Annotated in this window: 24 protein-coding genes; 8 read left to right on the top strand and 16 right to left on the bottom strand. The window is 62.2% G+C overall.

Going from position 1 to position 26561, the window contains the following annotated elements:
* Positions 1–30 precede the first annotated feature (30 nt).
* The 3 genes from WMO20_RS11045 to WMO20_RS11035 form a co-directional block, all read right to left on the bottom strand.
* Complete coding sequence (locus WMO20_RS11045; RefSeq protein ID WP_349186870.1) at positions 31–648, bottom strand: nucleotide exchange factor GrpE; 618 nt, start codon at positions 646–648, stop codon at positions 31–33.
* On the bottom strand, positions 645–1718 hold the full coding sequence (gene hrcA, locus WMO20_RS11040) for a heat-inducible transcriptional repressor HrcA (protein ID WP_097785731.1): 1074 nt from the start codon (positions 1716–1718) through the stop codon (positions 645–647). Before hrcA ends, WMO20_RS11045 begins: the two co-directional genes overlap by 4 nt.
* Before the next feature lie 438 nt (positions 1719–2156).
* The gene (locus WMO20_RS11035) at positions 2157–2699 is read right to left on the bottom strand and encodes a stage V sporulation T C-terminal domain-containing protein (protein ID WP_349186869.1); all 543 of its coding nucleotides are present in this window, start codon (positions 2697–2699) and stop codon (positions 2157–2159) included.
* A gap of 157 nt (positions 2700–2856) precedes the next feature.
* On the opposite strand from WMO20_RS11035, the gene WMO20_RS11030 reads away from it, so the two are divergent.
* Entirely contained in the window at positions 2857–4107 is a 1251-nt protein-coding gene (locus WMO20_RS11030; protein ID WP_349186868.1) for an aminoacetone oxidase family FAD-binding enzyme, read from the top strand.
* A gap of 51 nt (positions 4108–4158) precedes the next feature.
* On the opposite strand, the gene WMO20_RS11025 is transcribed toward WMO20_RS11030, so the two are convergent.
* Positions 4159–4806 carry an ECF transporter S component gene (locus WMO20_RS11025; RefSeq protein ID WP_238057081.1) on the bottom strand — a complete coding sequence of 216 codons (648 nt, stop codon included), beginning with the start codon at positions 4804–4806 and terminating at the stop codon, positions 4159–4161.
* A gap of 166 nt (positions 4807–4972) precedes the next feature.
* On the opposite strand from WMO20_RS11025, the gene pdxR reads away from it, so the two are divergent.
* Positions 4973–6415 carry a MocR-like pyridoxine biosynthesis transcription factor PdxR gene (gene pdxR, locus WMO20_RS11020; RefSeq protein WP_349186867.1) on the top strand — a complete coding sequence of 481 codons (1443 nt, stop codon included), beginning with the start codon at positions 4973–4975 and terminating at the stop codon, positions 6413–6415.
* On the opposite strand, the gene WMO20_RS11015 is transcribed toward pdxR, so the two are convergent.
* Complete coding sequence (locus tag WMO20_RS11015) at positions 6322–7245, bottom strand: hypothetical protein (RefSeq protein WP_349186866.1); 924 nt, start codon at positions 7243–7245, stop codon at positions 6322–6324. The genes pdxR and WMO20_RS11015 overlap by 94 nt on opposite strands.
* A 74-nt stretch (positions 7246–7319) precedes the next feature.
* On the opposite strand from WMO20_RS11015, the gene WMO20_RS11010 reads away from it, so the two are divergent.
* The 3 genes from WMO20_RS11010 to WMO20_RS11000 all read left to right on the top strand — a co-directional run bounded on the left by WMO20_RS11010 (position 7320) and on the right by WMO20_RS11000 (position 11025).
* Positions 7320–7445 (top strand): hypothetical protein, encoded by a 126-nt coding sequence (locus tag WMO20_RS11010; protein ID WP_349186865.1) that lies wholly within the window; start codon positions 7320–7322, stop codon positions 7443–7445.
* Positions 7446–7860: 415 nt separating this feature from the next.
* Positions 7861–9300 carry an alanine/glycine:cation symporter family protein gene (locus WMO20_RS11005; protein WP_349186864.1) on the top strand — a complete coding sequence of 480 codons (1440 nt, stop codon included), beginning with the start codon at positions 7861–7863 and terminating at the stop codon, positions 9298–9300.
* Positions 9301–9669: 369 nt separating this feature from the next.
* The gene (locus tag WMO20_RS11000; RefSeq protein WP_349186863.1) at positions 9670–11025 is read left to right on the top strand and encodes an MATE family efflux transporter; all 1356 of its coding nucleotides are present in this window, start codon (positions 9670–9672) and stop codon (positions 11023–11025) included.
* Between the two features lie 81 nt (positions 11026–11106).
* Here WMO20_RS11000 and WMO20_RS10995 read toward each other — a convergent pair whose 3' ends face one another.
* The 11 genes from WMO20_RS10995 to WMO20_RS10945 all read right to left on the bottom strand — a co-directional run bounded on the left by WMO20_RS10995 (position 11107) and on the right by WMO20_RS10945 (position 23546).
* Positions 11107–12294, bottom strand: a complete 1188-nt coding sequence (locus WMO20_RS10995) for a twin-arginine translocation signal domain-containing protein (protein WP_242983270.1) — start codon at positions 12292–12294, stop codon at positions 11107–11109.
* 281 nt (positions 12295–12575) lie between these two features.
* On the bottom strand, positions 12576–13424 hold the full coding sequence (locus WMO20_RS10990) for a putative RNA methyltransferase (protein WP_015537599.1): 849 nt from the start codon (positions 13422–13424) through the stop codon (positions 12576–12578).
* Positions 13421–15328, bottom strand: coding sequence for a DEAD/DEAH box helicase (locus WMO20_RS10985; RefSeq protein ID WP_349186862.1), 1908 nt, complete (start codon positions 15326–15328; stop codon positions 13421–13423). The genes WMO20_RS10990 and WMO20_RS10985 overlap by 4 nt, the downstream gene beginning before the upstream one ends.
* Before the next feature lie 12 nt (positions 15329–15340).
* Positions 15341–16633 (bottom strand): DUF1015 domain-containing protein, encoded by a 1293-nt coding sequence (locus tag WMO20_RS10980; protein ID WP_349186861.1) that lies wholly within the window; start codon positions 16631–16633, stop codon positions 15341–15343.
* Between the two features lie 127 nt (positions 16634–16760).
* The gene (locus WMO20_RS10975; protein WP_349186860.1) at positions 16761–17867 is read right to left on the bottom strand and encodes a putative glycoside hydrolase; all 1107 of its coding nucleotides are present in this window, start codon (positions 17865–17867) and stop codon (positions 16761–16763) included.
* 24 nt (positions 17868–17891) lie between these two features.
* The gene (locus tag WMO20_RS10970; protein ID WP_349186859.1) at positions 17892–18503 is read right to left on the bottom strand and encodes an Rnf-Nqr domain containing protein; all 612 of its coding nucleotides are present in this window, start codon (positions 18501–18503) and stop codon (positions 17892–17894) included.
* Positions 18500–19225 (bottom strand): Rnf-Nqr domain containing protein, encoded by a 726-nt coding sequence (locus WMO20_RS10965; protein ID WP_097783287.1) that lies wholly within the window; start codon positions 19223–19225, stop codon positions 18500–18502. Before WMO20_RS10965 ends, WMO20_RS10970 begins: the two co-directional genes overlap by 4 nt.
* The gene (locus WMO20_RS10960; protein WP_349186858.1) at positions 19222–20241 is read right to left on the bottom strand and encodes an RnfABCDGE type electron transport complex subunit D; all 1020 of its coding nucleotides are present in this window, start codon (positions 20239–20241) and stop codon (positions 19222–19224) included. The genes WMO20_RS10965 and WMO20_RS10960 overlap by 4 nt, the downstream gene beginning before the upstream one ends.
* A 12-nt stretch (positions 20242–20253) precedes the next feature.
* Positions 20254–20904, bottom strand: coding sequence for a ribulose-phosphate 3-epimerase (gene rpe / locus WMO20_RS10955; protein WP_349186857.1), 651 nt, complete (start codon positions 20902–20904; stop codon positions 20254–20256).
* Positions 20905–21318: 414 nt separating this feature from the next.
* Positions 21319–22848, bottom strand: a complete 1530-nt coding sequence (locus tag WMO20_RS10950; protein WP_117949502.1) for a sensor histidine kinase — start codon at positions 22846–22848, stop codon at positions 21319–21321.
* The gene (locus WMO20_RS10945; protein WP_005921458.1) at positions 22848–23546 is read right to left on the bottom strand and encodes a response regulator transcription factor; all 699 of its coding nucleotides are present in this window, start codon (positions 23544–23546) and stop codon (positions 22848–22850) included. The genes WMO20_RS10950 and WMO20_RS10945 overlap by 1 nt, the downstream gene beginning before the upstream one ends.
* Before the next feature lie 260 nt (positions 23547–23806).
* Here WMO20_RS10945 and ychF point away from each other — a divergent pair, with 260 nt between their 5' ends.
* The 3 genes from ychF (at position 23807) to WMO20_RS10930 (ending at position 26465) form a co-directional block, all read left to right on the top strand.
* The gene (gene ychF, locus WMO20_RS10940) at positions 23807–24940 is read left to right on the top strand and encodes a redox-regulated ATPase YchF (RefSeq protein WP_349186856.1); all 1134 of its coding nucleotides are present in this window, start codon (positions 23807–23809) and stop codon (positions 24938–24940) included.
* Positions 24941–25208: 268 nt separating this feature from the next.
* Positions 25209–25892, top strand: coding sequence for a 5'-methylthioadenosine/adenosylhomocysteine nucleosidase (locus tag WMO20_RS10935; RefSeq protein WP_112091656.1), 684 nt, complete (start codon positions 25209–25211; stop codon positions 25890–25892).
* A 159-nt stretch (positions 25893–26051) separates the two neighbouring features.
* Positions 26052–26465: an EamA family transporter gene (locus WMO20_RS10930; protein ID WP_113992508.1), complete on the top strand. Its 414-nt coding sequence runs from the start codon at positions 26052–26054 to the stop codon at positions 26463–26465.
* The last annotated feature ends 96 nt before the right edge of the window (positions 26466–26561 follow it).

Here is a 26561-nt window from a genome sequence, read left to right as displayed (position 1 = left end):
GCAAACTCCCTTGCGGGAGGTTCGGCTTATTTATTCGGCCACCACAACGGTTGCATGGCGGATGATCTTGTCACCCAGCTTGTAACCCTTCTGGAAAACGGTGACCACCGTGCCGCTCTCCTGCCCGTCCGGGGCGGGGATCTGCTGCACAGCATTCATAAAGTTGGGGTCAAAGGGCTTGCCCAGCACCTCGATCTCCTCCACATGGAGGGCTTCCAGTGCCTTTGCCGCCTTATCCAGCGTCATGACCACGCCCTTTTTGTAGTTCTCATCGGTGGTGGGGGCGTTGGCTGCCATATCCAGCGTATCCAGAATGGGGATGATCTTTTCCACTGCGTGGGAAACACCGTCGCCAAACTTCTGGTCGGCCTCGCGGGTGGAGCGCTTGCGGTAGTTGTCGTACTCGGCAGCCATGCGCAGCAGCTGATCCTTGGCCTGTGCGGCGTTCTTTTCCGCTGCATCCAGCTTAGCCTTAACGGCTTCCATCTCCCGGGCCTTCTTGTTGAACCAGCCGCCGTCCTTCTTCTTGTCCTCTTCGGCGGCAGCTTCGGCAGCAGCCTGTTCGGGCGCTGCGGCAGCGGTCTTTTCCTCGGGGGCAGTTTCCGGCTGCTCGGTCTCGGGCACCGTGTTCTTTGCTTCTTCGCTCATTCCAGATCCTCCTTATAGATCACAGTCCGCCGTGGTACGGCAGCCTGCGGGGTGTCTTTTCGTTTACCGCTCATGCCCTCGCCCAGCTGGTCTGCAAACTCGTGCAACAGGGGCATCAGCTTCTGGAAGGGCATCCGGGTGGGGCCGATCAGGGCAATGGAGCCCCACAGCCCGCCGCCTACCAGATACCGGTCGCTCACGATGCACAGCCCGGGGATCTGCGGTTCCAGATCCTCGCCCAGCAGCACGCTTTCGCTGCGGTTTTCCGGGGGTGCGATCAGGCTTGCGGCCTGTTCCTCGTCGTTCAGCAGGGTAAGGATATCACCCACCCTGCCGTCCAGCTGCGGCCAGTCCAGCAGGTACTGCTCGCCGCCCAGAAATACGTGGGGCTTTACGCTGTCCTGCAAAATTGCGGCTGCGGCGCTGACCACCGGCACAAGCTCCGGTGCGATCTGGCTGCACAGCTCGCTGAGCATCCGGGTGGAAAGATCCACCGGTGCCACAAAGGTAAGGTTGCGGTTGAGCAGCGCCGCAAGGGCGGCTGCATTTTCCCGGGAAAGCCCGGTGCGTACCCGCGCCACCCGGGTGCGGACGTAACCGGCGGTGGTCACAGCCAGCACAGCGGCTGCGCTGCGGCCCACCTGCACCACCTCGTAATGGGCGATGCACAGATCCTCGGCGCAGGGGGTGCTGACGGCGGCGGTGCAGCCGCTGATGGCGGCCAGCGCCTTGGCAGCGCCCTGTGCCAGCTTTTCCGGCTCGTGGTCAAGGCTGGCGAACACCGCATCCACCCGGGCGCGGGTAACGCGGTCCAGCGGCTGATCGTCGGTAAGCAGATTATCCAGATAATACCGGTAGCCCTTGGCGCTGGGCACACGCCCTGCGCTGGTGTGGGGCTGCTCCAGCAAGCCCAGCTTTGTCAGCGCCGCCATCTCGTTGCGCAGCGTTGCGCTGGACACTGCCATATCAAAGTAGTTTGCCAGCACGCTGCTGCCCACCGGCTCGCCCTCAAGGCCATACAGCGCCACGATCGCCTGCAAGACCCGTTGCTTGCGTGCATCCATCGTCATAGCGCCTGCCTCCTTTTTGTATCGCTTTTGTTTGTTTAGCACTCCTTGTTCCTGAGTGCTAAGACCATTATAATCGTTTTTGCCCTGCTGTCAAGCCCTTTGCAAAAATGTTTATAAAGATTCATAATTCTGTCATAAAGGGGGGTGTGAACTCCCTCAGTCAAAGCCTGCGGCTTTGCCAGCTCCCTCTGGGAGGGAGCCTCTGGCGCGCCCGCAAGCTTTGCACTTTAGCCGGAAACTGTACCGCTATGCCAAAGACCCCATCCCAGAGGGGGCTGGCATCGCGCAGCGATGACTGGGGGAGTTTGTTTCCCACGACCCCAACCCGTGAAAATGGGGTACAGAAACGCCCGCAGGCGTTTCTGTACCCCGAAATATAAAATGTTTTCCGCTGATGATGGCCAGAGCGCAGCGGAGGCCATTCAAAATCGTCCCGCCTTATTCCTCCATCTGCTTTGCCAGAAAGGCCGCTGCCACCGCCACTGCCTTGCACTGGGCGTCCTCCGGGCAGGCGGCGCGGTCCTCGGTCAACAGACCCACCGCGCCGGTCACGTCCCCGCCCGCCAGCACCGGCGCGGCGCATAGCAGCACCCGGGGTGCGCCCTCGCAGGGCAGCAGGGTCTTTTCCGGGTTGCCGGGGCTCTGGTAGGGCTTGCGGGCTTCCATCAGCTTTTCCAGCGGCTGGCTTATGCTGCGGTCTGCCAGCTCCCGCCGCCCGCTGCCGCTGACCGCCAGAATGCGGTCCCTGTCGCACACAAAGGCGGTCAGCGCAAACTGGCGGCTGAGCACCTCTGCCAGCTGAGCGGCAAGGGTGTTCACCTCGCCCATGGGCGAGTACTTTTTAAAGATCACTTCCCCGTCGCCGGTGGTAAAGATCTCCAGCGGGTCGCCCCGCCGGATGCGCTGGGTGCGGCGGATCTCCTTGGGGATCACCACCCTGCCAAGCTCGTCGATGCGGCGCACGATACCGGTTGCTTTCATTTATAGTGTCCTCCTTTTGGTTTCCTTTGTATGTAGTATCTGTCAGCGGCGGCAAATTATACCGGCAGCGCATTTTTTGCTTTGCCCGCCGCATTGCGTTCCGGGCGGGGTTCTGCTACAATAAATAGGAATAAACCCAAAGAAAGCAGGTGTCCGCATGGCACACATCCTTATTCTGGGCGGCGGTGCCGCCGGACTGGCCGCTGCGCTGGCGGCTGCACAGGCCGCACCCGCTGCCCGCGTCACGGTGCTGGAGCGCAACCCCAAGGTGGGCAAAAAGCTGCTGGCTACCGGCAACGGCCGCTGCAATCTGGACAACACCGCCATCGCGCCGGAGAAATATTTCACCGCCGACCCCGCCGCGCTGCGGCCTTTGCTGGCGGCGGTGGATGCCGCCGCGCCGCTGGCGTGGTTCGAGCAGCTGGGGCTGTACACCCGCACCGATGAAGCCGGGCGGGTGTACCCCTATTCCAATCAGGCCGCCGACGTGCTGGCGCTGCTGGAGCTGCATTTGCAGCGGCACAAGGTACAGCTGCGCACCGGCTGCACGGTAAGCACCCTGCGGCAGAGCAAGGGCGGCTACGCCGTACAATTTGCAAACCCCGAGGGCGATATGGAAAGCCTGCGGGCAGATGCCGTTATCTGCGCCATGGGCGGTGCTGCCGGGCCGCAGTTCGGCACGGACGGCTTCGGCACCCGCTTTGCCGCCGCCTGCGGCGGGCAGATGCGCCCGCTCTACCCCTGCCTGACCGCCCTGCAATGCGCAAAGCCGAACAAGAGCCTTGCGGGCATCCGCGCCAAGGCCGCTGCCCGCCTGCTGGACGGCGACCGGGTATTGGCTGAAGAAATGGGCGAAGTGCAGTTTACCGACTACGGGCTTTCCGGCATCTGCATCATGCAGCTGTCCGGCCTGCTTGCCCCCGGGCGCAGCCCGAAGCACCCGGCAGTGGAGCTTGATCTCTTCCCCGCTGTGCCGGAGACAGAGCTTGCCGCCCTGTTTGCGGCGCGTGTACCGCTGCTTGCCGAGGACACGGCGGCGGCGTTCTGGCTGGGGCTTTTGCACGGCAAGCTTGGCCGCGCCCTCTGGGCTGCCGCCGCCCTGCCGGATACTGCCCCCCACGCCCTGCCCGCAGGCAGCTGGCAGAAGCTTGCCCACACCGCCAAGCACTGGCGGTTCGAGGGGCTTACCCCCTGCGGCTGGCGGCAGGCGCAGACCACCGGCGGCGGGCTTGCTCTGACCGAGGTAGAGTCCACCTTCCAGTTCAGGGGCTGTCCGGCGCTGTACTTCGTGGGGGAAACGTTGGACTGCGCCGGAAGCTGCGGCGGCTTCAACCTGCACTGGGCGTTCGGCAGCGGCCTTGCCGCCGGGCGAGACGCCGCAAAGCACCTTTGCAGCCGAAAACGGTAACAAAAAAGGCTCCTGAAGCGCCAGCTGGCGCTTCAGGAGCCCTTTTTATTTTTACTCGCCCTTGGAAAGCAGCTTTGCACGCTCCAGTGCGGGGCGCAGTGCCAGATACAGCACCACGGCGCAGGCAGTGGAAGCCACACTGTTCACAAAGGTGACGCCGCCGGCGATCTTGGTCAGCGCCTGTGCCACGGTGTACTCCTGCCCAAAGATGTACACGTTGCGGAAGTAGCCAAGGAAGGGGTCGGTGAACACGTTCAAAAGCAGGCCGGAACCCGCAGAGACGATCACCTTGACCAGATACCCGGCGCTGTGACGATCCTGATCCCGCAGCTTGAACACCTTATGTGCCACGGCACCGCAGGTGATGCCGATGATAAACTTGAGCACAAAGGTGGTAATGGCGTAGCCCGGGTCACCGGCAAGGATATCTGCCAGCGCCAGACCGATGGCACCCGCCAGACCGCCGGATACACCGTCCAGCAGCAGCGCCGTCAGGGCAGTAAAGGTGTTGCCCAGATGGAACGAGGAGCCGCCGTAGAACGGGATGCGGAAGAACAGGTAGGCCACTAAGCTCAGCGCAGCCATCACGCCGGTAAGCGCCAGCTCGTGCACCGTAAAGCGGCGCTTGTACAGCACACTGAAAAACAGGATCAGGATAACGACGACTGCCAGCAGCAGCCACATTGCAGTAGTAGACATGATACTTTCCCTCCAATCGCGCCGATAACCCCACAAAACCACTTGACATTTGGTTGTTCGGCGGGTATGCTCCTATTATACGCAGAACTGACCCTATGAAAATACCCAGAACAAAGTTTTTTTATGGGGTCAGTTTGACGCAATGTCCAGACAGGAGGGACATTCTATGGTACATCTGACCACGGCACTGGACCCGGCTTCGGCGGTGCCGCTGTACGAGCAGCTCTACCGCAGCCTTGCCGCCGAGATGCGGGCAGGCACCCTGACGGCGGGCACCCGGATGCCCGGCAAGCGGCGGCTGGCGGCGGAGCTGTCGGTCTCAGTGAACACGGTGGACACCGCCTACCAGATGCTGGCAGCCGAGGGCTACCTGACTGCCCGGGAGCGCAGCGGCTTCACGGTGCAGGAGTATCTTGCCCTGCCGCAGGGGACGCAGCCGCCCACCGCACCCTCTGCACCGGCGGCAGCGCCCCCCGCCGATGCTGCCCCGCCGGTGCAGTTCGATCTATCCACCCGGGGCGTGGACCCGGGGCTGTTCCCCTTCCGCACATGGGCACGGCTGCAAAAGGAGCTGCTTTACTCCGCGCCGGAACTGCTCACCCCCGGGGATGCCCGGGGCGATGCCGCCCTGCGGCAGGCGCTGGCAGGGTATCTGGCCGAGTACCGGGGCGTGCAGTGCGACCCGGAACAGCTGGTGGTGGGCGCAGGGCTGGAATATCTGCTGGGACTGCTGGCCCCGCTGCTGCCCGGCCCCGCCGCCGTGGAGACCCCCGGCTACCCCCGCGCCCGGCAGGTGCTGGAAAACAACGGTGTGCCCTGCCGCTGTCTGCCGGTGGACGCGGACGGGCTGTCGCTGACCGCCCTTTCCGCCAGCGATGCGGCAGTGTGCTATGTCACCCCCAGCCACCAGTTTCCCACCGGGGTCACCATGCCCGCCGGACGCCGGGCAGAATTGCTGCACTGGGCAGCCCGCGCCCCGGGGCGGCGGTACATCATTGAGGACGACTACGACTCCGAGTTCCGTTTTGACACCCGCCCGCTGCCCAGCTTGCAGGGCATGGCGGGCGCAGACGGCCCGGTGGTGTACCTGTCCACCTGCTCCCGCAGCCTTGCCCCGGGCATCCGCATTGCCTACATGGTACTGCCCCGGCAGCTGCTGGGCGCGTGGCAGGAAAAATACGAGCTCTACTCCGGCACGGTAGGGCGGTTTGAGCAGCAGACGCTGGCGCGCTTTATCACCGGGGGGTATTTCACCCGGCACTTGGCGCGGGAGCGCACCGCCTACAAAGCCCGCCGGGATGCGCTGGCGGCGGCGCTGCGCAGTTCCTTTGCACCGGAAGAGCTGACCCTTGCGGGGCTGCACACCGGTCTGCACCTGTTGGCACAGCTGAAAGACCCGCCGCCGGACGCCGCCCTGCGGGCGGCTGCCCGGCAGTACGGGGTGCGCTGTTCCCTGCTGAGCGACTACGACCTGACCGGCACGGCACACTCTGCCGCCGGGACGCTGGTGCTGGGTTACGGCTCACTGCCGGACGCGGACTGCGCCGCCGCCGGGGAGAGGTTAAAAAAGCTCTGCACCGCCGCCCGGGAAGCATCGGACACCGTATAGTGCCCGCCCGCCCACTCCCCGGGCAGGGCATCGGCGGTGATGTCCACCGGCTCGGCGCTGGTGGCTAAAAATTCCAGCGTGCGTTCCAGTGTAGCAAGGTCTACGGCGGTCAGGCTGGTCAGCAGGCTGCTGCTCACCTCCCGCAGACCCTGCGGCAGGGTGGTGGGCAGCAGCTCCAGCGCCTGACGGAAAAACGCATCCCACACCGCCGCCCGGGCGGCGGCGCTGCGCCGGGGCGAAAGAGAAGTGTCAGCATCCAGCGCCGCTAAAAAGCTGTGGGCGTCGGCGGCAGAAATGCCCTGCACCCCGGTGCCCTTGCCGTACCGCGCCAGCTGCTCCGGGGTGAGCGCCCCGGTAAAACCCACCCGCACTGCGCCGTACCGCGCCGCAAGCTTTGTCAGCACCGCCGGGGCGATGGCAAGATAGTCGGTATCCTCCGGCAGGGCGAACACCTCGCCCAGCGCTTCCCGGCAGCGGGCAGGGCCTGCGGCGGCGTAACAGTCCGAAAGGGGGACATTTTTGCCCCCAAAGGGCACTTCCAGCGCGGCGGGCACCGCCAGCAGATGGATGCAGTTCTGCCCGGCGTTCAGGTAGGCCAGCACAAAGCCCGGGGTCTCGTCTGCCACGCACAGCAGCACGGTGCACCGGTCGGTGGCTTTGGGCAGACGGATGGGCACCCCGCTCTGGCTTTTTGCGGCCTGCCGCAGACTGCTGCGCAGCTGAGCGCGGCTGAGCAGCACCGTGCCGCCCACCAGCGGCAGCAGCACCAGCAGGGCGGCGCACAGCGCCGCCCAGAAGGGACGCCAGCCGCTGCGTTTTGCGTGTTTCATGGCTCTTTCCTCCTTTTTGTGCATAAAGCATAGCCCACCGGGCGACCCTTTATGCAGAAAGGCAGGGATGCTGTATGGATCAAACAGAAAAAAACAACGAAAAAGACCGTGAGGAGCAGGAGGATTTCTGGCTGACACTGGAACCCCTTCCCGCACCCGACCCTGATAAATCTCCGCTGCCCGCACCGCATGAGGAGTAATGGCGCTGCATAGGATGGTAAGGAAACTCCCTCAGTCAAAACCTGACGGTTTTGCCAGCTCCCTCGGGGAGGGAGCCTTTGGCATGGCGGGAAAGTTTGCGGTTAAACTGCAAACTTTCCGGGTGTGCTCGCTCCCCCTCGGGGGAGCTGTCGCGCAGCGACTGAGGGGCTATAAATGGAGAAGCGAAAAAGCGTTAAAGCGCTAGCGCCGACTGGCGCAGCGCTAGCTTTTTTGTGCTTCGACTTCTTCTTTAGGATTGTCAAGGGCGTGTAGCCCTTGACCCGTTGCGGGGTGGGTGGAGTCCAGAGGTAGGGAGGGGGGAGTCGGAACACCCCTCCCTGCCTCTGGCCCAGCGGAGCGTCTTTGCACGCTGAAAGCAGGCAGAAACTTTTCATCAGCAAAGGAGGCCACAGGATGCCAGAGCGGTTCATGCGGGGAATCGAGGTCGTGAACGGCATCGTGTGGGGGCCGGTGGGGCTGGGGCTGCTCTTCGGCACCGGGCTGCTGCTGACGGTGCGCACCGGGGGCTTCCAGCTGCGGCGGTGGGGCTACTGGATGCGGCACACCCTCGGTGCTATCCTGACCGACCGGAGCGTCACCGCCCATACCGCCCGCGAGGAACAGGCCATCAGCCAGTTCCAGAGCCTGTGCACCGCGCTGGCGTCCACCATCGGCACCGGCAACCTTGTGGGGGTGGCCACCGCCATCCTTTCCGGCGGGGCGGGGGCGGTGTTCTGGATGTGGGTCATGGCGCTGCTGGGCATGATGACCAGCTACGCCGAGAACGTGCTGGGTATCTACTACCGCCGCAAAGACCCGGCGGGCGGCTGGCGCGGCGGGCCGATGTACTACCTGCGGGACGGCCTTGGCGGCAAGCCGGGGCTGGTGCTGGCGGTGCTGTTTGCCGCGTTTTGTGCGCTGGCAAGCTTTGGCATCGGCAACCTGAGCCAGCTCAATTCCATCGCGGGCAACCTGAAAGCGGCCTTTAGCGTGCCGGAAGCCGTTACCGGCGCGGTGCTGGCGGCAGTGTCGGCGGTGATTTTGCTGGGCGGGCTCAAGCGTGTGGCTGCGGTGGCGGAAAGGCTTGTCCCCGCCATGGCGCTGCTGTACATCGTGGGTGCGCTCACCGTGGTGGGGGTGCACATCACCGCCGTTCCGGCGGCGCTTGCCGCCATCGTAAATGGTGCGTTCGGGCTGCGCGCCGCCGGTGGGGGCATCGTAGGCTACGGGCTGTCCCGGGCGATCACATGGGGCTTCAAGCGGGGTGCTTTTTCCAACGAGGCGGGGCTTGGCTCCTCGGTGATGGTGCACGCGGCTTCCAACGTAAAAGAGCCGGTGCAACAGGGGATGTGGGGCATTTTTGAGGTGTTTGCGGACACCATGGTGGTGTGCACCCTGACGGCGCTGGTGGTGCTGACCTCCGGCTGTGTGGATCTGGACACCGGGCGCATTGCCGCCGGGGCGGCGGGCAGTGCGCTGGTGGGGCAGGCCTTTGACGCCGTGTTCGGCACGCTGGGGTCAAAGCTCATCGCGGTGTGCATTCTGCTGTTCGCCTATTCCACCACCCTTGGCTGGAGCTGCTACGGCTGCAAGGCTGTGGAGTATCTTTTTGGTGCGGGGGCAGGGGCAGGCTACCGGGTGCTGTTCGTAGCGCTGATGCCGATGGGCGCAGTGATGCGGCTGGACCTTGCGTGGACGCTTTCCGACACCTTCAACGGCCTGATGATGCTGCCGAACCTCATCGGCGTAATTGCGCTGTCCGGCACGGTGGTGCGCATTACCCAAAACTACCTTGCCCGTAAGCTGCACGGCAGCCCCGCGCCGCCGCTGTTGTCGGCGGGCGAGACGATTTAGAATGCGCTCCGCGTTGCTCTGCGCATCATCAGCGGAAAAAAGATTTTTAATTTGTGGGTTCTGAAAAGCCTGCGGGCTTTTCAGAACCCCTTTTTCACAAGTGGGGTCGTAACCGGGAACAGCATTTGCAGCACCGCTTTCTTCGAAAGCGCGGCGCTGCCGTTTACCGTCAGGACTCCTCTCGTGAAAATAGCGTTTGGAGCGCTCCGCAGAGCGCGACAAACGCGAAATAAAAATAATAATTCCGCTGAAGATGGCTAGAGCGCAGCGGAAGCCATTTTAAATCGTCAGCCGTCCCCTTGTCCCAAGGCGGGGTTTGTGCTATGCTAGGGGATACAAGCGATTTTTTGCGCTGAGAGGAGGAACCCCATGGCCGCCGTAAAAACACGGAATACCGCTACCCTTATGACCGAGGGCAGCATTGTAAAAAGCCTGCTGCTGTTTGCCCTGCCGCTGATCTTCGGCAACCTGCTGCAGCAGATGTATAATACCGCCGACAGCATCATCGTGGGCAATTTTGTGGGCAGCAACGCCCTTGCCGCCGTGGGCTCCAGCGGGTCGCCCATCTACCTGCTCATCGGCTTCAGTCAGGGACTTGCCGTAGGTGCGGGCGTGGTGGTCTCGCAGTATCTGGGCGCGGGCGACCACAAGGAGACCCGCGAGGCGGTGCACACTGCCCTTGCTATTGCGGTGGTCATGGGGCTTTTGCTGACCGTGGGCGGCGTTGCCTGCGGGCGCGCTTTGCTGGTAGCCATGAACACCCCCGCCGAGGTGCTGGCGGACGCCGTGACCTATATCCGCATCTATTTTGGCGGGGTGCTGTTCAGCGTGGTGTATAACATGACCGCCGGCATCCTGAACGCCGCCGGCAACTCCCGGCGTTCGCTGGTGTATCTGGCATGGGCGTCGGTGACCAATATCGTGCTGGACCTTGTGTTCATTGTGGGGCTGCGGATGGGAGTGGCAGGTGCTGCCATCGCCACCGACTTAAGCCAGCTGGTGTCCTGCGTGCTGAGCCTGCGCTTTCTGATGAAAAGCGAGGACGCCTGCCGGGTGGAGCTTTCCGCCATCCGGCTGCACCGCAAAATGGCAGGCCGCATTATCCGGGTGGGTCTGCCCACCGGCATCCAGAACATGGTCATCTCCTTTTCCAACGTGCTGGTGCAGGCCAGCGTGAACAGCTACGGCGCCGCCGCCATGGCAGGCTTTGCAGCCTACATGAAGATCGACGGCTTCAACATTCTGCCGGTGAGCAGCATCAGCATGGCTGCCACCACCTTTGTGGGGCAGAACTACGGTGCGGGGCGTCTGGACCGGGTAAAGCGCTCGGTGTGGGTCACCCTTGCCATCGGGGTCATCTACACCCTTTGCACCGGCGCTGCCCTGCTGGCCGGGCAGGATGCCATCCTGCACCTGTTCACCGCCGACGAGGCCGTGGTCACCTACGGCAAGCTGGCCATGCGATGGTTCTGCCCGTTCTACTTCCTGCTCAGCATCCTGCACGGCCTTGCCGGTGCCGTGCGCGGCACGGGTGCCAGCATCCCGCCCATGGTGGTGCTGCTGGTCTCGCTGTGCCTGTTCCGGGTGGTGTGGATCCAGTTCCTGCTGCCCTTCTTTTCCGGCATCGAGGGCGTGTTCATCCTCTATCCCGTCAGCTGGGGTCTGGGCGCAGTGCTCATGATCCTGTATGCATGGAAGGGCAAGTGGATGGAGTATCATACATAACCATTTTTATAAACAATGACCCGCCGCACTGAAGGAGGTGCGGCGGGTCGTTGTTTTTTCAGGAACTTCTGTCAGGACAGCTTACCATGCAAAGCCCACGGAGTCCATGTCGATCTTCTTTTCCACCAGACCCAGACGGCTCTCGATAAAGTTCACCGCCATATCCGGCCATTGGGCGATCTGGGTGTAGTAATCCACATAGCCCTTGGTGCCAGTGCCCAAGCCCACACCGTGGGGCGCATCGGGTGCCAGATAGAAGCTAAAATCTTTGAAGGTATTCGCGCACTCCGGCAGAGAGGGCAGCATCATAGCGCTCAGGCCGTCCTTCTGCCCCACAACACCAAAGACCGGGGGCAGGTTGGGATTCTTCGTGAAGTCCAGACCGGTGACGAACAGTCCGTAGATGGGGATTGCCACATTCAGGTCAGCGCTCTCATAGTCCACAGCATCGCAGACGTAGCTGGGGTAGACCTTATCCGGGGTATTCGTAGTGCCGAACTGGTCGGCCACCACCTGCATCACATTCATGCCGCCAGCAGAGAAGCCCACAGCGATCATGATATCGGTCTTGCCGATGTGTTTTTCAGAGGCGTTGTGGCGGATGTAGCGGATGGCGCGTGCCAGATCCAGCCGCTGATCCACAGCGGCATAAGGGTTGACGCGGCGCTGCAGCACAAAGGCGTTGTAGCCGTTCTTGTTGAAGAACTCGGCCACAGGATAGCCCTCCACCACGTTGTTGCGGTGGGTGCTGCCGCCGCCTGCAATAATGATCACGTTGCCCTTCACCTTGCCCTGATCTCGCAGCAGGTACGGGTTCAGGAAGGGACGGAAGCCCTCGTTATCGTAGCAATTTTCCCAGTTGGTGGGCAGCGGAGATTCCACGGCCATCTGATCTCCCCAAATTTCCCAAACGGTGCTCTTGGGGTCCTTGATCTGGCGCAGCGCCTTGCGGGCATTGGTCAGAGCAACACACATATCGTAGTGAGAAGCATTGATGCCGGGCGCAGCTGCACCGTCCACCTTCTCGTACTGAGCGCGGGACAGCTTGTGGAACAACACATAGAACTTGTCAAAATCGCCCCGGAAAGCAGCCGGATAAAAGGCCACCTCGCGGGAGAGACGGAGTTCCTCTGCCACCATGGCCTGCACCTCAGCATCGGTGTGCACGCCAGCGTTCTCAGCAAAGGATGCGGGCGCCATGCCAGCCACTGCGCCCATGGTCACGGCAGAAGCGGCGGAAAGCTTCATAAAGTCTCTTCTGTTCATCATCATTTCTCCTTTTAAATGCAGACGGCTCATTTGTGCAGAACAAAGCCGCCCGAAGCTGTACAGCAAACGCCCTGCTGCCGGGTCCAACGGACATTTCGACAGTATCGCGCCGTCGGAATCTGTGCAAAGCGTATCACAAATCAGATGGATTGTAAATAGATTTTATCGCTTTTGAGCATAATTGATATATTAGTATGCCAGTTCTTGTGAAAATCGACAGGCGTTGGACGGGCACAAAAAAGGACTGCCGTACATCTGCACGGCAGTCCTTTTGTATCTTATTACAGCTTTTCAAACACCAGAAAGCGGAAGGCGATGGTGGTGGTGAGCTGCGGCAGAGCCGCAAGGCGGGCGGCACCGTCGCGGGGCGTTTTCCAGTAGTAGGGGGTCATGGCGAACAGGGCTTCCAGCTGGGCGGCGGGCACGGTGATGGTGCCCTGCACCTCCCGCTCGTCGATGGCGCGGAAACCCGGGTACTCCACCTGCTGCACCGGATTTTTGTAGGGCTTTTCGTAGAGCACGGCCTTCATCTGGTACAGATGCTCTGCCCCCGGCACAACGTAGATCATGCGCCCGCCCGGGCGCAGCACCCGGCTGAACTCCTCCTGTGCAAAGGGCGAAAAGCAGTTCAGCAGCACGTCTGCCCAGCCGGTGCGCACCGGCTGGCTGAAGCTGGACGCCACTGCATACTGCGCGGCAGGCAGCGCCTTTGCAGCCAGCCGCACGGCGGGCTTTGCGATATCGAACCCGGCCAGCTGCAGCGGCTTTTCTGCCGCCGCGAACTGCTGCGCGATGCAGCGGTCGTACCAGCCCTCGCCGCAGCCTGCATCCAGCAGATGCAGCGGGGCGTCCTTCGCGGCGGGCACGCCGTGGGCAAGGCACAGTTCCCCCAGCGCCTGCCCAAAGATGCCGTAGTATCCGGCGTTCAGGAAGGCGCGGCGGGCGGCAACCATCTCCTTGCTGTCCCCGGGGGCTTTGGTGCGCATACTCTGCACCGGCAAAAGATGCCAGTAGCCCTCCCGGGCACGGTCAAAGCAGTGGCCTTTTTCACATTTCAGGTCATTCTCCCCTTGCAGCGCACCGCCGCACAGGGGGCACTGCCACGGGGCAAAGGCTTCGTTCCGGCTCATACTTCTTCGCTGTGATCCTCAATGGGTGCGGTAGCACCGCCGTGGGCGTCCATATACTCCTCAAAGCTGGTGTACTTCTGCTGGGGCGGGCGGCGGCTGATGAGCATCAGCCCCGGGTCCTCGTCCCGGGCGGCGGCATTGCGGCCGCGGCGGGCAGGCTCGGCCTTGGGGGCGCGGTTCTGATTGCCGGCGCTGCCGCGCTCATTGCGGGCAGGACGGGCGTTGTTGCTCTGGGCTGCGGGGCGGGCATTGCGCTGTTCACCCCGGTCGCTGCGGTCATTGCGGCGGCTGCCGCTGCGGTTTGCGTTCTGGTTATTCTGGGGCTCCTGTGCGCTGCGGATAGCGGGTGCTGCCGGGGCGGCAGGGATCTTGCGTGCCGGGCGCAGCGGGGTGGCCTCCGGGGCGCTGACAAAATGGGGGTCGAACTTGGGCTGGGCGTTGCTGCCCCGGGCGGGGGCGGCATTCTCGCGGCGGGTGCGGGGCGCTGCCGTCTCCTTGGGGGCGTTTGCGCCCCGGTTGTTGGCGCGGCGGTCGTTGCGGACCCCGCGCTTTGCGTTGCTGTCTTGCATCAATGTTTCCTCTTTTTTCGGTTTTGCAGGCACCGCGTTCTTTGCGGCCTTCGGCTCCTGCTTCGGCGCGGGCGCAGCTGCCTTTGCAGCTTTTGCGGGCGCAGTTTCGGCCTGTTTTTTCGGCGCTTCGGCCGGTTTTTCTGCTTCGGGGCGGGGCTTTTTGCCGCGCACGGGCAGCACCGGGCGCACCGGGGCGGGCACGCCGTCCCACGGATGGCCGGATACCACCGGGATCTTGCGGCGGTTCAGCTTTTCGATGCCTGCCAGATACTCCTGCTCCTCCGGGGCGCAGAAGCTGACGGCGGTGCCGTCTGCACCGGCGCGGGCGGTGCGCCCGATGCGGTGCACATAGGTCTCCGGCACCTCGGGCAGGTCGTAGTTGAACACATGGGAAAGCTCGCTGATATCAATGCCGCGTGCGGCGATATCGGTCGCCACCAGCACCCGGGTCTTGCCGGACTTGAAGTCCTCCAGCGCGGTGACGCGGGCGGTCTGGCTCTTGTTGCCGTGGATGGCGGCGGCGGGGATGCCCTGCTTTGTCAGGTCTTTTGCGATCTTATCCGCGCCGTGCTTGGTGCGGCTGAACACCAGTGCGTTGACCACCGGCGGCTGCAAATTTTTGATGAGCCACGGCAGCAAAAGCTTCTTGTTGCCCTTTTCCACATAGTACAGGCTCTGCTGGATGCGGTCGACCGTGCTGGACACCGGATCCACCTTGACAAAGGCGGGGTCGTGCAGGATGCCGGCAGCCAGCTGCTCGATCTCGGCGGGCATGGTGGCGCTGAACATCAGGTTCTGGCGCTGGGCGGGCAGCTTTGCAATGACCTTTTTCACGTCATGGACAAAGCCCATGTCCAGCATCCGGTCGGCCTCGTCCAGCACAAAAATTTCCAGTGCGGACAGGTCGATAAAGCCCTGCCCGATCAGGTCGTTCAGCCGTCCCGGACAGGCAATGAGGATGTCCACGCCCTTTTTCAGCGCTTCCACCTGCGGTGCCTGTCCCACGCCGCCAAAGATGACGGTGCTGCGCAGTTTCAGGTACTTGCCGTAGGCTTCAAAGCTTTCGCCGATCTGCAAAGCCAGCTCCCGGGTGGGGGTCAAAATCAGGGCGCGGACAGCGCCCTTGCGGCGGGGTGCGTTGGCGGTGAGCCGGTCCAGCATGGGCAGCGCAAAAGCCGCCGTCTTGCCGGTACCGGTCTGGGCGCAGCCCATCAGATCCCGGCCTGCCAGCACCGGCGGGATCGCCGCCGCCTGAATGGGCGAGGGGGTCTCGTAGCCCGCTTCCTGCACAGCGCGCAGCAGCGGGGCGGACAGATTCAGTTCTTTAAATGTCATGGTTCTCCTATTTTATTCTGTGATCTTCCGGCACTCGATGTAGTAGCGCTTTTCCTCCGCGTGTCCCATGCTGAAGGTCTTGCGGGGCAGCACACCGCCCATCACAACGCCGCGGAACAGGTCGCTCTTGGCGAAGGGCGGCATCAAAAACGCCACCGCGCCCTGCTTGCACAAAGCGCGCACAGCCGGTTCGTCATGCACATAGTCCACCTTTGCTTCCGGGTGGCGCTCGATATAATCCGAAATAAAATCGTCGATGGTGCCCACAGTCAGCGGCTCGGTGGGGTCCTCAAAGCTGAGCACATTGGCCATGTGGGGGCCTGCCAGCGTAAAGGGCTGCTTTTTGTTGCCGCCAAAGCAGCAGCCTGCCATGTTGGAATCGCTCCATGTAATGAGGCTCAGCAGCACGGTGGCGCAGTCCACGTTGAACAGTACCCGGTGGATGGGCTCGATCTCGATAGCCGGGGAGTGCACGTTGCACACCTCTGCCAGACACCAGCGGGCAGGGTGGTTCTCTGCCTGCTCCGGGGTCAGGGTCTTTTTCAGCTCCTCCCAGCAGGCTTTTGCGGTAGCCAGCGAGTGGTTGCCGTCGCCCACTGCCAGCGTCAGCGGGTCGCGGCGGGTGGCATCGGGGTATTTCTTGTCAAATTCTTCCTGACTGCCCAGCACGGTCAGCGCGTTTTCGATCTGCGCGATGAGGGCGGGGTCCTCCACCGCCCAGCCTGCCACATGACCGCCGCCCAGCATCAGCTCACCCTCGTATACCTTGGGCAGGCTGTCCTTGTGGGCAGCAATGGGCTCGATGAGGGTGCAGTCCGGGTCATCCGCCAGCATCATGATGTGGGGCGTTTCCAGCGCAGCGCCGGTGCGCACCTTCATGCGGGGCGGGATGCGGCTTTCCACGGTGCACTCGCTGGGGCGCACGGTGCATTTTTCGCCACGGCGGTAGCTGTAAGCTTCCAGGTCCACACGCCCCACAAGACCCTGCCGTACCCGGCCGCTCTGCTCGGTGCGCTCCACATAGATAAAGCCGTCCACCGCCCGGGTGAGCACGTTCTGGGCGTAATCCTGCATGGTGGCGTGGATCTTTTCCACCCGCGCGTCAGCGTCTCCGTCCTCCAGATACACCTCCGGCAGGATCAGGTTCAGAGTGCTGGGCGCACCCGCAGCGGTCTTTTCTGCCCGCTGCCAGTAGCTGCGGTCGCTGGTGAACTGGTCACAGGCGATGCAGCCCCACTGCTCCAGCGGCACCTGCTCCGAAGGCAGCAGGATGTGTGCGGGTGCAAAACAGGTAGTCGGTTTCATAGTCGTTTCCTCCCCTCTTTATTGCAATTCAACTTTTTTAATGCAACAGCAACAACGTTGAATTGCATATCGCAAATATGCTGTTTGAATGTTGCGCTAATTTTTGACTTGCGATAAAAGCCGCTTTTCAGCGGAATGCTGCGGCGTCGTGCACCACAACGTGCTGCACACCGGCGTCGGCAGCGGCCTGCTCCAGTGCAGCGCGGCTGTCCGCGTCCAGTGCGGTGCTGCTGGTGACCAGCAGATTCTCCATGCCAAGGGACACGCCGGTGGTGCCAAGGGCATCGGTGGCGGCGGTGCACAGTGCGTCCGGGTAGCTGACCCACAGGGTCACGCTGCCTGCAAAGCGGGTCTGCCACGCAGCGATATCGGCGGTAAGCTGGGCGGCGCGTCCCTCCCGGCTCTTGCCGCCGGAAGCGCCGAAGTCCTGCTTGCGGGTGATGATATTGGGGAACTGCACCCCGGTAAGCACCACCTGCTCGTAGCCCATGCCCTGCACCTCTTCAATGAGGTCGCCGACATACTGCACCGCGCTTGCGGCAAAGGGGTTCATCCACGCCTTGCCGCCCTTGGCTGCGCTGACGTTGTCCAGCCAGAGGCTGTTGCCGTCGTAGTGCACGCCCATGCTGCGGTCGGTGTACACCGACACCGGGTCGGTAAAGGCGGCAAGCTGCGCCGCCGGGATAATGCCTTCTTCCCGCAGGATGGCGGCGATGCTTGCCGCATCCACCGGGCTTTCGGTGATGCTTTGAGCAGCAGCTGCCACCCCGGAAGCGTAGTACACCGTGCCAGCGGCGTCCTTCAGGGTGACAAGGGCATAGTCTGCGCCCTGCTGCTTCAGCTGCCGGGCAGCGGCGCGGATGGCGGCTTCATCGGTCAGGGCTGTCACGTCCAGCTCTGCCCAGCTGCCGCCGGTGATGGCCTTGCCGTCCAGCGGCTTTTCCTTCTCCGGCTCCGGCTCAGACGCTGCCTGCGAAGCGGCGGCGCTGCTTGCCGCCGCAGAGGAAGCGGCTGCTTCGGCGCGGGAAGCGCTTTCGGCTTCCAAGTCCCGATCCTTGACCACGGTATACCATGTGTGGGTGGCCCAATCCAGCACATGGGGTGCGGCAAACCATGCGGCTGCCAGCACTGCCGCCACCAGCACAACAATGCCGATGCCGCGCTTTACGCGCGTTTCCCGGCTGTAAAAGCTGCGGTTATAATGCTTGACCTTCTGACGTTTATTCTTAGCCATGGTATCCTTTCCTCCCTGTCTGCGTTACAGGATAACGGAATGTCCGGTAAAGCCATAGATTGCCAGCGCCAGCACGCCGATATACACCAGCGTGATGGGCAGGCCGCGGAATGCTTTGGGGATGGCTTTGCTGCGCAGGCGGTGGCGCGCTTCGGTAACCAGCAGCACCGCCAGCACATAGCCAAGGCCGCTGCCAAGGCCAAAGCCAAGGCTCTGGCCAAGGGTAAAGCTCTGGGTGCGCTCCACCAGCACCGTGCCCAGCACGCCGCTGTTCAGCGCGGCCAGCGGCACGATGCGCAGCAGCTGGCTGCGGCGGGGCAGGCTGCGCAGCAGCCACAGCACCAGATGCTCTGCCAAGCACACCACGGCGATGCTGGCGATATACACCAGCGGGCGCAGCTGGGCGCGGTTATCCAGCGGGGCGATGAATCCGCCGGCAATGAAAGCCACGGGTGCTACCAGCACCTGCGTGATGCACAGCATCATGCCGAACAACGCGCTGCTGGTGCGGTCGTCCCCCACCAGCTGCACCATGCGGGACACGCCCAGTGCACGGGTAAAGACAGCGTTCTGTGCAAAAATAGCCAGCAGTGCATAGCTGAAAAACACTGCCGAGCTGCTTACAACTTCCTTCACGGTTCGCGGTCCACCTCCTTCTGGTAGTGCACGGTCAGGGTATCCTGCGCTTCCTTTTTCAGAAATTCCCTGCGCTTTGCGGCAGCGGCACGCCAGATGGCGCACAGGATGCCCAGCACGATAAAGCCGCCCGCCGGCATCTTAGCCAGCGGCAGCAGCGCCCAGCGCCCCACCGGGGCACCGAACACGGTGCCAAGGCTGAGCCACTCGCGCACCATACCGATCACGAGCAGCAGCAGCGCGTAGCCCACGGTGATGCGCACGCCCTTGGAAACCGCCTTGTGCACCGTCTCCTGCACGCGGCCGAAGCGGTAGGTCAGAAGCGGCTCCACTACCAGCATGGGCAGGTAGATGCCAAGGTTCAAAAGACCCGTGCCGAACACAAGGTTCAGGATGGGATACGCCGCCAGATACACCACAGCGGCGCTGGCTGCGTACAGTATAGCGCGGGGCAGCAGTTTTTTCTGCAGCTGTGCGGGCGAGGGTTCCTCGTCCCGCAGGGGCACAAGGCGGCTGAGCAGGCAGGCCAGCACGCGGGAGGGCACCAACAGCAGCGCCACCGCCGCCGCCAGCATCAGGCTGTTCTGACCGGTGGTAGCCACGACCACCAGCGGTGCCAGACCCATGCCCTGCATGACCACCGGGTTATTCAGGAACACGCGGTCGTGATGGGCAAACTTTTCGGGATCTTGCAAGATCAGTTCCGCAGTACGCTTTTTCATTCCGCAGCCTCCTTTCGTTCGGACGGCAGACGGTGCAGCAGACGGTACAGCCGCTCCTCGGTGCGGTCAATGAGCGCGGACACACTGTTGACGGCCAGCAGTGCAAAGCAGACGCCGGTCTCGTACACGCCAAAATAGCGGAAGCCCATGGTGGCAGCACCCACCAGTGCGCCGTACAGGATGCGCCCAAGCCGGTGATGCGCACAGGTGTATGGCTCGTTGAGCAGGAACACCGCGCAGAACAGCATTGCACCGGTGTGCAGCTCATCCCGGATGCCCTGCAGGCGGGGCATCAGGCTGCTGAAGAGGGTGCTGTCTGCCAGACCTACCTGCCGCGGGAAGAAGAAAGCGATGAGCCCGCAGGTGATGAGAAAGCTCGCTGATGCGCCGATGTGCACGTCCTTCTGGGTCCACAGCACAAGGCAGCAGGCCAGAATGACCAGCGCTGCGCCGGTGCCCATGGGGGCGGCAAACTCGCCCAGCGCAACAGCGAGGGAGTTCAGGTTCAGGATACCGCCGCTGCGCAGGGTATCCTCGATGGTGCTGCTCACCGGCACGGCGGAAGCGTCCCACAGGGGCAGCGGGGTGTAGGGCTGCGGGTAGCGCACCACCTGCTCCGGCCATGATACTGCCGCTACGGCGTAGCCCACGGCAGCGGGGTTGAAGGGATAGCTGCCGTAGCCGCCAAAGACCTCCTTGCCGATCAGGACGCCCGCCAGCACTGCCACCACCAGCACATAGATGTCCACGGTGGCGGGCATGAGCAGGGCAATGATCAGGCTGAAACTCTCGTTGGAGAGATCTTTATTGGTGTACACCCGATGGCGCAGCAGCGCCACCAGACGGTCGCACAGGTTGCCGGTAAGCAGGGCGACGCCGCACAGCAGCAGCGGACGCGCGCCGTAGAAATAGCAGGCCATGCACAGCAGCGGCACGCACAGCCAGAAAACGTGCCTATAGTACCGCCCGGTCTTTTGCAGCTGCCGCTCCTGCTCTTGGATCAAAGCTTCATCCATATACAGCCCTCCTTACAGGCTGGCCAGTGCGCCCACAGCCGCAGCGGGGTCGGCAGCGCCGAACACGGCACTGCCCGCCACCAGCACGTCGGTACCGGCTTCTACGCACAGGGGTGCAGTGGCGGCATCCACGCCGCCGTCCACCTCCAGCAGGTAGGAAAGGCCGCGTGCTTCCCGCTCCGCCTTGAGCCAGCGGAGCTTGTCCAGCGCCGAGGGCATGAACTTCTGCCCGCCAAAGCCGGGCTCCACGCTCATCACCAGCACCAGATCCAGCTGATCCAGCCACGGTGCCAGCGCTTCGGCCGGGGTGCCGGGCTTGATGGTCAGCCCCACCTTGCAGCCCAGCGCACGCACGGCATCAATGGTGGCCTGAATATCATCCTCGCACTCCAGATGGAAATTATACAGGGTCGCACCGGCCTTGATGAAAGGCTCGGCGTATTGCAGCGGGTGGCTGATCATCAGATGCACGTCGTAAAAGGCATCCGGCAGCGCCTTGTGCAGGCTTTTGAGCACCGGCACGCCAAAGCTGATGTTGGGCACAAAATGCCCGTCCATCACGTCGTAGTGCAGCATCTGTGCGCCGGCATCCAGCACCATGCGGCAGTCTGCACCCAGCTTGCCAAAATCAGCAGAAAGAATAGAAGGACTTACGATGGCCATAATATTTCATTACGCTCCGTTATTTTTAGCAGTTTTTATCCCATGCGTTGTGCATTTTGCGGGGTTTTCCCGCCCGGAAAACACACGGGCATGGTTACTCTTTAGTTTACATGAAAACGGCCAAAAAATCAAACCCGCAGCCGTTTTTTTCACTGAAAAGTCGTAAATAGCGCAAAAAGTCCATAAGGCGAAACTCCCTCAGTCAAAGCCTATCGGCTTTGCCAGCTCCCTCGGGGAGGGAGCCTCTGGCGCACCCGGAAGCTTTGCGCTTTAGCCGGAAACTTTACCGCCATGCCAAAGGCCCCATCTCCGAGGGGGCTGGCATCGAGCGCAGCGAGATGACTGGGGGAGTTTCTTCGGCGACAACGCCAAAGCAGCCAGACCGCCCGGGCGGGGCAGTCTGGCTGCGGGGTCTTATTCTACCGGCTTCATGCTGGCGGGGTCCTCTACTGCGCCGGGCTGACCGGCGGCATCCGGCAGGCGCTTCATGCCGCCGGGGTTGGGGGAACAGGTGGGCAGGGTGAACACAAAGCGGCACCACTCGCCCTGCTGGCTCTCCACGCGGATCTGCCCGCCGGCCAGATTGACCAGCACCTTGCAGATGTTCAGCCCAAGGCCGGAGCCGCGGGCGTGCAGGCCGCGGGAGCGATCCTCCTTGTAGAACCGCTCGAACACATAGGGCAGCGCCTCCGGGCTGATGCCCTGCCCGGAGTTCCAGATGGAGATCTCGGCTTCGGGGCCAAGCTTTTCTACGCTGAAGCGGATGGTGCCGCCCGCCGGGGTGAACTTGATGGCGTTGTCCAGCAGATTATACGCCACCTGATGGATCAGGTCGGGGTCGGCGTAGACCAGCACCTTTTCGTCCATGGTCAGGCCTTCCAGCTCGATCATGCCGTCATTGATGCGCTGCTCTGCCGCCAGCGCCACGCCGGTCAGGGTCTCCCAGATATTGAACATCCGGGCGTTCACCTGATACTCTCCGCTTTCCAGCTTGGAGAGATCCAGCATATTCTGGATGAGCCGCGCCAGACGCCCGGTCTCCTCGCTGACCAGCTGCAGATAGTGGTTCTGCATCTCGGGCGGGATGGTGCCATCCAGGATGCCGTCCACAAAGCCCTTGATGGTGGTCATGGGGGTGCGCAGCTCGTGGGCGATGTTGCCCATGAACTGCCCCCGGGAGTTATCATTGGACTGGATGTTCTCCGCCATCTGGTTGAAGGTGCGGGCAAGGTCTGCCACCTCGCCATCGCCCTCCACGCCCTCCACGCGGACGGAGAGGTCGCCGCCGCCAAAGCGCTGGGCGGCATCGGTGACCTTTTGCAGCGGGTCGGTGAGCTGACGCATCAACAGGCGGGTCAGCACACTGGCGCACAGCAGCATCACGCAGGCAGACATGAGGAAGTTCGACCAGAACTGCTGCTTGAAGTCGGTGAGCTGCGCGCCGGAGGAGCACAAAAACAGCCAGCCGCTGAACAGGCTCTGGTCGTCGATGGTCTCCACCGCCGCGATATAGCTTTTTTCGGTCAGGGCACCGCCCAAATCGCCGAAAGCGTGGTAGTGCCGGGCGTCCGGGTCAGCCACTGCATTGGCGCGCTGGCAGATATCCAGCGGCACGGTGCCGGTGGTAAGCTTGTCCGGGTCGGAGGCAATGAGCACATTGCCCTGCCGGTCGGTGAAAAACAGATACGCCTCGGCGCTCTCGCCGATGATCTCAAGCTTGGTGTTCAGCGCGTCCAGCTCTGCGCCCTGCGGCATGGTCTCGCTGTTTACCAGATACTCCGCGGTGCGCTTGGCAACGTTTACCACCTGATCCAGTGTTTCGTATCGATCCTTCGCAAAATAATTCTTGAACAGCACCCACTCCGAGCAGCCCATCAGCACGATGCCCAGCACCATCAGGGTGGACACCATGGAGAAAAAGGCCGTGGAGATACTTTTACGCATTACTGACGCACCTCGAACTTATAGCCCACACCCCAGACGGTTTTCAGCTCCCACTTATCGGAAGCACCGGCCAGCTTTTCGCGCAGGCGCTTGACGTGGACATCAATGGTGCGGCTGTCGCCGTAATACTCAAAGCCCCACACCTCGTCCAGCAGCTGGTCGCGGGTGTACACGCGGTTGGGGTGGGAAGCCAGACAGTTGAGCAGCTCCAGCTCCTTGGGGGGAGCCTCCACCACCTTGCCCTTGACCCGCAGCTCGTAGCTGTTCATATCCAGACGGAGGTTGTCGAACTCGATGACGCCCTCGGTACTCTCGGCGGCTGCGGAGGTAGTCTGGCAGCGGCGCAACACCGCCTTGATGCGGGCCACCACCTCTTTTGCGTCAAAAGGCTTGACCATGTAATCGTCTGCGCCAAGCTCCAGCCCCAGCACCTTGTCAAAGGTCTCGCCCTTGGCGGTAAGCATCATTACCGGAGTGTTGCCCGCCTTGCGGATGCGGCGGCAGACCTCAAGGCCGTCCATGCGGGGCATCATCACGTCCAGCAGCACCATGTCCGGCTTGACCGCGTTGAACTTTTCCAGTCCCTCTTCGCCATCGTTCGCCACAGTGACCTGATAGCCCTCCTTGGTCAGGTACAGCCGCAGCAGCTCGCAGATATTGGCGTCATCGTCCACCACAAGGATCTTTTCGTTTGCCATAAGTGTTTTCCTCCCCTTTTATGCAGGTTTTTGCTGTATCTTCAGCCCTTCCGGGCGTTTTGACAGTCTCTTACCCTTCTATTATACGGAACAGTTATGACAAAATAAAGAAGGAAGTGTAGTTTTTTTCACATTTCTGCCCGGATCATTTCAGGATTCCTTACTTTAAGATAGCCCCTCCCCCTTGCGCTGGCGGGGTTCATCGCGTATAATGGTAGATGTATCGTTATGCCAAAAAACGTGTAAGGAGCGTATTTTATATGAAGTTAGGTATCGTCGGCCTGCCCAACGTGGGCAAGTCCACTCTGTTCAACGCCATCACCTCCACCAAAAATGCTGAAGCTGCAAACTATCCCTTCTGCACCATCGAGCCGAACTCCGGCATCGTGGCAGTGCCGGACAAGCGGCTGGACAAGCTGGCTGAGATCTGGCAGACCAACAAAAAGACCCCCGCCATCGTGGAGTTCGTGGACATTGCGGGTCTGGTGAAGGGCGCAAGTCAGGGCGCAGGCCTTGGCAACAAGTTCCTTGGCCATATCCGCGAGTGCGACGCCATCGTGCACGTGGTGCGCTGCTTTGACGATGACAACATCATCCATGTGGTGGAGGACGTGACCAAGGCCGAGGCCGTGGACCCCATTGCCGATATTGACGCCATCGACTACGAGCTGATCCTCTCCGACCTTGAGGTGGTGCAAAACCGCGCCGGCCGCATGGCAAAGGCTGCCAAGAGCGGCAACAACAAGGGCGCTGCCGCCGAGGCCGCTTGGCTGCAGCAGCTTGCCGACCATCTGAGCACCGGCAAGCCCGCCCGCAGCTTTGATTTCGACCCCACCGACACCGAGCAGCAGACCGTGCTGCACGAGATGGGTCTGCTGAGCGCAAAGCCGGTGCTGTACGCCTGCAACGTGGGCGAGGACGATCTGATGGAGGGCATCGAGAACAACAAGTACGTCCCGCTGGTGGCTGCCCGCGCCAAGGAGGAGGACGCCCGCTACATCCCCATCTGCGCCAAGACCGAGGAGGATATCGCGGATTACAGCCCCGAGGAAAAGAAGGCGTTTCTGGCTGAGATGGGCATCGAAGCCAGCGGTCTGGACAACCTGATCACCGCCAGCTACGACCTGCTGGGCCTGATCTCCTTCCTGACCGACGGCAAGAAGGAGTGCCGCGCATGGACCATCCGCAAGGGCACCAAAGCTCCGCAGGCTGCCGGTAAGATCCACAGCGACTTCGAGCGCGGCTTCATCCGCGCCAGCGTCATCGGCTATAATGATCTGGAAGCCAACAACTTCGACTACGCCGCCGTCAAGGCCAAGGGTCTGCAGCGCACCGAGGGCAAAGAGTACGTTGTGCACGATGGCGATGTCATCGAGTTCCTGTTTAATGTCTGATATCTGAATAGCAGCCCTGTAAAACTCTGCCGGGCTCGCCCTCTCCGTCTTTGCTTCGCAAATCCACACTCCCCCTTTTGTCGCTACGCGACATCTTCCCCCGGCGCGGGGGAAGTCTTTCCTCAAAGGGAGAGGCCTTGGCAAAGAGATGAAGTCAGCGTGGACTGCCAAGGGCTCCCCCTTTGGGGGAGCTGGCAAAGCCAACAGGCTTTGACTGAGAGGGCGAGGTCGCTATAAGAAAGCAATCCTACCATAAAAGGAGTCCACCATGATCTTTGGTATTATGGGCGCTATGCCCGATGAAGTAGACCAGCTGTGTGCAAAGCTGGAAAATGTCACCGTTGAGCCCTACGGCGGCGTGGAGTACCACAAGGGTACGCTGGCCGGCAAGCAGGTGGTGGTGTGCTGCGCCGGTATGGGCAAGGCCAACGCCGCCGCCACCACACAGGTGCTCATTACCAAGTTCGGCGCAGAGAAGATCATCTTCTCCGGCATTGCCGGCAACATGACCAGCAAGATCGGCATCGGCGATGTGGTCATCGGCAAAACGGTGCTGTACCACGACGCCCAGCTGGATATGATCTGTCAGAACCCGCCCTTTTTGAAGGAATACACCGGCGACCCGGAACTGATCGCCGCCGCCGAAGCTGCCTGCGCCGAAGCCGGGGTAAAGGCACTGGTGGGCAAGATCGCCACCGGCGATCTGTTTGTGGGCGACAGCGAGACGAAAGCCGCCATTGAAGCCAAGTGCGCCCCGGACTGCGTGGAGATGGAAGGCGCTGCGGTAAGCCAGATCGCCGCCAAGAACGATGTGCCCTGCGTCATTCTGCGCGCCATGAGCGACAACGCCGACGAGGACGGCCACGAGGTACTGGTGGTGAAGAAGTTCTCCATCGGGGAGTATGTCGCCACTGCCACCAAGATCGTGGCAGCGATGGTGGAAAAGCTGTAAAAGCGGCGGGTCTGCCGCGCACGGCAAAAACAAGCTTGCATTTGGGGAGTCCTGAAAAACGCCTGCGGGCGTTTCAGGGCTCCTTTTTTGCGAACAGGTCAGCAGCCTTGTATTCCGCCGCACAAAGGCGTATACTGGGGCAAAAAGGAGGTGTTTGCCATGTGGTTCGTTTACGCGCTGGGGTCTGCGGTGTTCGCTGCCCTTACCTCGATTCTGGCGAAGATCGGCATCGAGGGGGTCAACTCCACCCTTGCCACCGCTATCCGCACGGCGGTAGTGCTGCTGATGAGCTGGGGCATGGTGTTCCTCACCGGCACCCAGACCGGCATTGCGGATATCTCCCGCCGCAGCTGGCTGTTTCTGGTGCTGTCCGGCCTTGCCACGGGTGCAAGCTGGTTGTGCTACTACCACGCCTTGCAGGTGGGTGCAGCGTCCAAGGTAGTGCCCATTGATAAGCTGAGCGTGGTCATCACCCTTGCGCTGGCTTTTGTGGTGCTGCACGAGCCCTTCACCGCCAAAAACCTCATCGGCTGCGCCCTCATCACCGCCGGTACGCTGTTTATGGTGCTGTAACGATTTAGAATGGCTTCCGCTGCGCTCTAGCCATTTTCAGCGGAAAAATTATTTTTAATTTCGGGGTTCAGAAACGCCTGCGGGCGTTTCTGAACC

This window comes from Faecalibacterium intestinale (genome assembly GCF_040096575.1).
Taxonomy (GTDB): Bacteria; Bacillota; Clostridia; order Oscillospirales; family Ruminococcaceae; genus Faecalibacterium; species Faecalibacterium intestinale.
The sequence above is the reverse complement of the archived record's forward strand: the minus strand, read 5'-3'. Positions and strand labels throughout refer to the sequence as shown.

Excerpts from the sequence above, each read along its gene's own strand:
- WMO20_RS10935 (WP_112091656.1), top strand. The coding sequence starts at position 25,209 with ATGATCTTTGGTATTATGGGCGCTATGCCCGATGAAGTAGACCAGCTG.
- rpe (WP_349186857.1), bottom strand. The coding sequence starts at position 20,904 with ATGGCCATCGTAAGTCCTTCTATTCTTTCTGCTGATTTTGGCAAGCTG.
- WMO20_RS11025 (WP_238057081.1), bottom strand. The coding sequence starts at position 4,806 with ATGTCTACTACTGCAATGTGGCTGCTGCTGGCAGTCGTCGTTATCCTG.
- WMO20_RS10965 (WP_097783287.1), bottom strand. The coding sequence starts at position 19,225 with ATGAAAAAGCGTACTGCGGAACTGATCTTGCAAGATCCCGAAAAGTTT.
- WMO20_RS11010 (WP_349186865.1), top strand. The coding sequence starts at position 7,320 with ATGGATCAAACAGAAAAAAACAACGAAAAAGACCGTGAGGAGCAGGAG.
- WMO20_RS10945 (WP_005921458.1), bottom strand. The coding sequence starts at position 23,546 with ATGGCAAACGAAAAGATCCTTGTGGTGGACGATGACGCCAATATCTGC.
- WMO20_RS10975 (WP_349186860.1), bottom strand. The coding sequence starts at position 17,867 with ATGGCTAAGAATAAACGTCAGAAGGTCAAGCATTATAACCGCAGCTTT.
- WMO20_RS10980 (WP_349186861.1), bottom strand. The coding sequence starts at position 16,633 with ATGAAACCGACTACCTGTTTTGCACCCGCACACATCCTGCTGCCTTCG.
- pdxR (WP_349186867.1), top strand. The coding sequence starts at position 4,973 with ATGGTACATCTGACCACGGCACTGGACCCGGCTTCGGCGGTGCCGCTG.
- WMO20_RS10985 (WP_349186862.1), bottom strand. The coding sequence starts at position 15,328 with ATGACATTTAAAGAACTGAATCTGTCCGCCCCGCTGCTGCGCGCTGTG.
- WMO20_RS11030 (WP_349186868.1), top strand. The coding sequence starts at position 2,857 with ATGGCACACATCCTTATTCTGGGCGGCGGTGCCGCCGGACTGGCCGCT.
- WMO20_RS10950 (WP_117949502.1), bottom strand. The coding sequence starts at position 22,848 with ATGCGTAAAAGTATCTCCACGGCCTTTTTCTCCATGGTGTCCACCCTG.
- WMO20_RS10990 (WP_015537599.1), bottom strand. The coding sequence starts at position 13,424 with ATGAGCCGGAACGAAGCCTTTGCCCCGTGGCAGTGCCCCCTGTGCGGC.
- WMO20_RS11005 (WP_349186864.1), top strand. The coding sequence starts at position 7,861 with ATGCCAGAGCGGTTCATGCGGGGAATCGAGGTCGTGAACGGCATCGTG.
- WMO20_RS10960 (WP_349186858.1), bottom strand. The coding sequence starts at position 20,241 with ATGGATGAAGCTTTGATCCAAGAGCAGGAGCGGCAGCTGCAAAAGACC.
- hrcA (WP_097785731.1), bottom strand. The coding sequence starts at position 1,718 with ATGACGATGGATGCACGCAAGCAACGGGTCTTGCAGGCGATCGTGGCG.
- WMO20_RS11015 (WP_349186866.1), bottom strand. The coding sequence starts at position 7,245 with ATGAAACACGCAAAACGCAGCGGCTGGCGTCCCTTCTGGGCGGCGCTG.
- WMO20_RS11045 (WP_349186870.1), bottom strand. The coding sequence starts at position 648 with ATGAGCGAAGAAGCAAAGAACACGGTGCCCGAGACCGAGCAGCCGGAA.
- WMO20_RS11000 (WP_349186863.1), top strand. The coding sequence starts at position 9,670 with ATGGCCGCCGTAAAAACACGGAATACCGCTACCCTTATGACCGAGGGC.
- WMO20_RS11035 (WP_349186869.1), bottom strand. The coding sequence starts at position 2,699 with ATGAAAGCAACCGGTATCGTGCGCCGCATCGACGAGCTTGGCAGGGTG.
- WMO20_RS10995 (WP_242983270.1), bottom strand. The coding sequence starts at position 12,294 with ATGATGAACAGAAGAGACTTTATGAAGCTTTCCGCCGCTTCTGCCGTG.
- WMO20_RS10930 (WP_113992508.1), top strand. The coding sequence starts at position 26,052 with ATGTGGTTCGTTTACGCGCTGGGGTCTGCGGTGTTCGCTGCCCTTACC.
- ychF (WP_349186856.1), top strand. The coding sequence starts at position 23,807 with ATGAAGTTAGGTATCGTCGGCCTGCCCAACGTGGGCAAGTCCACTCTG.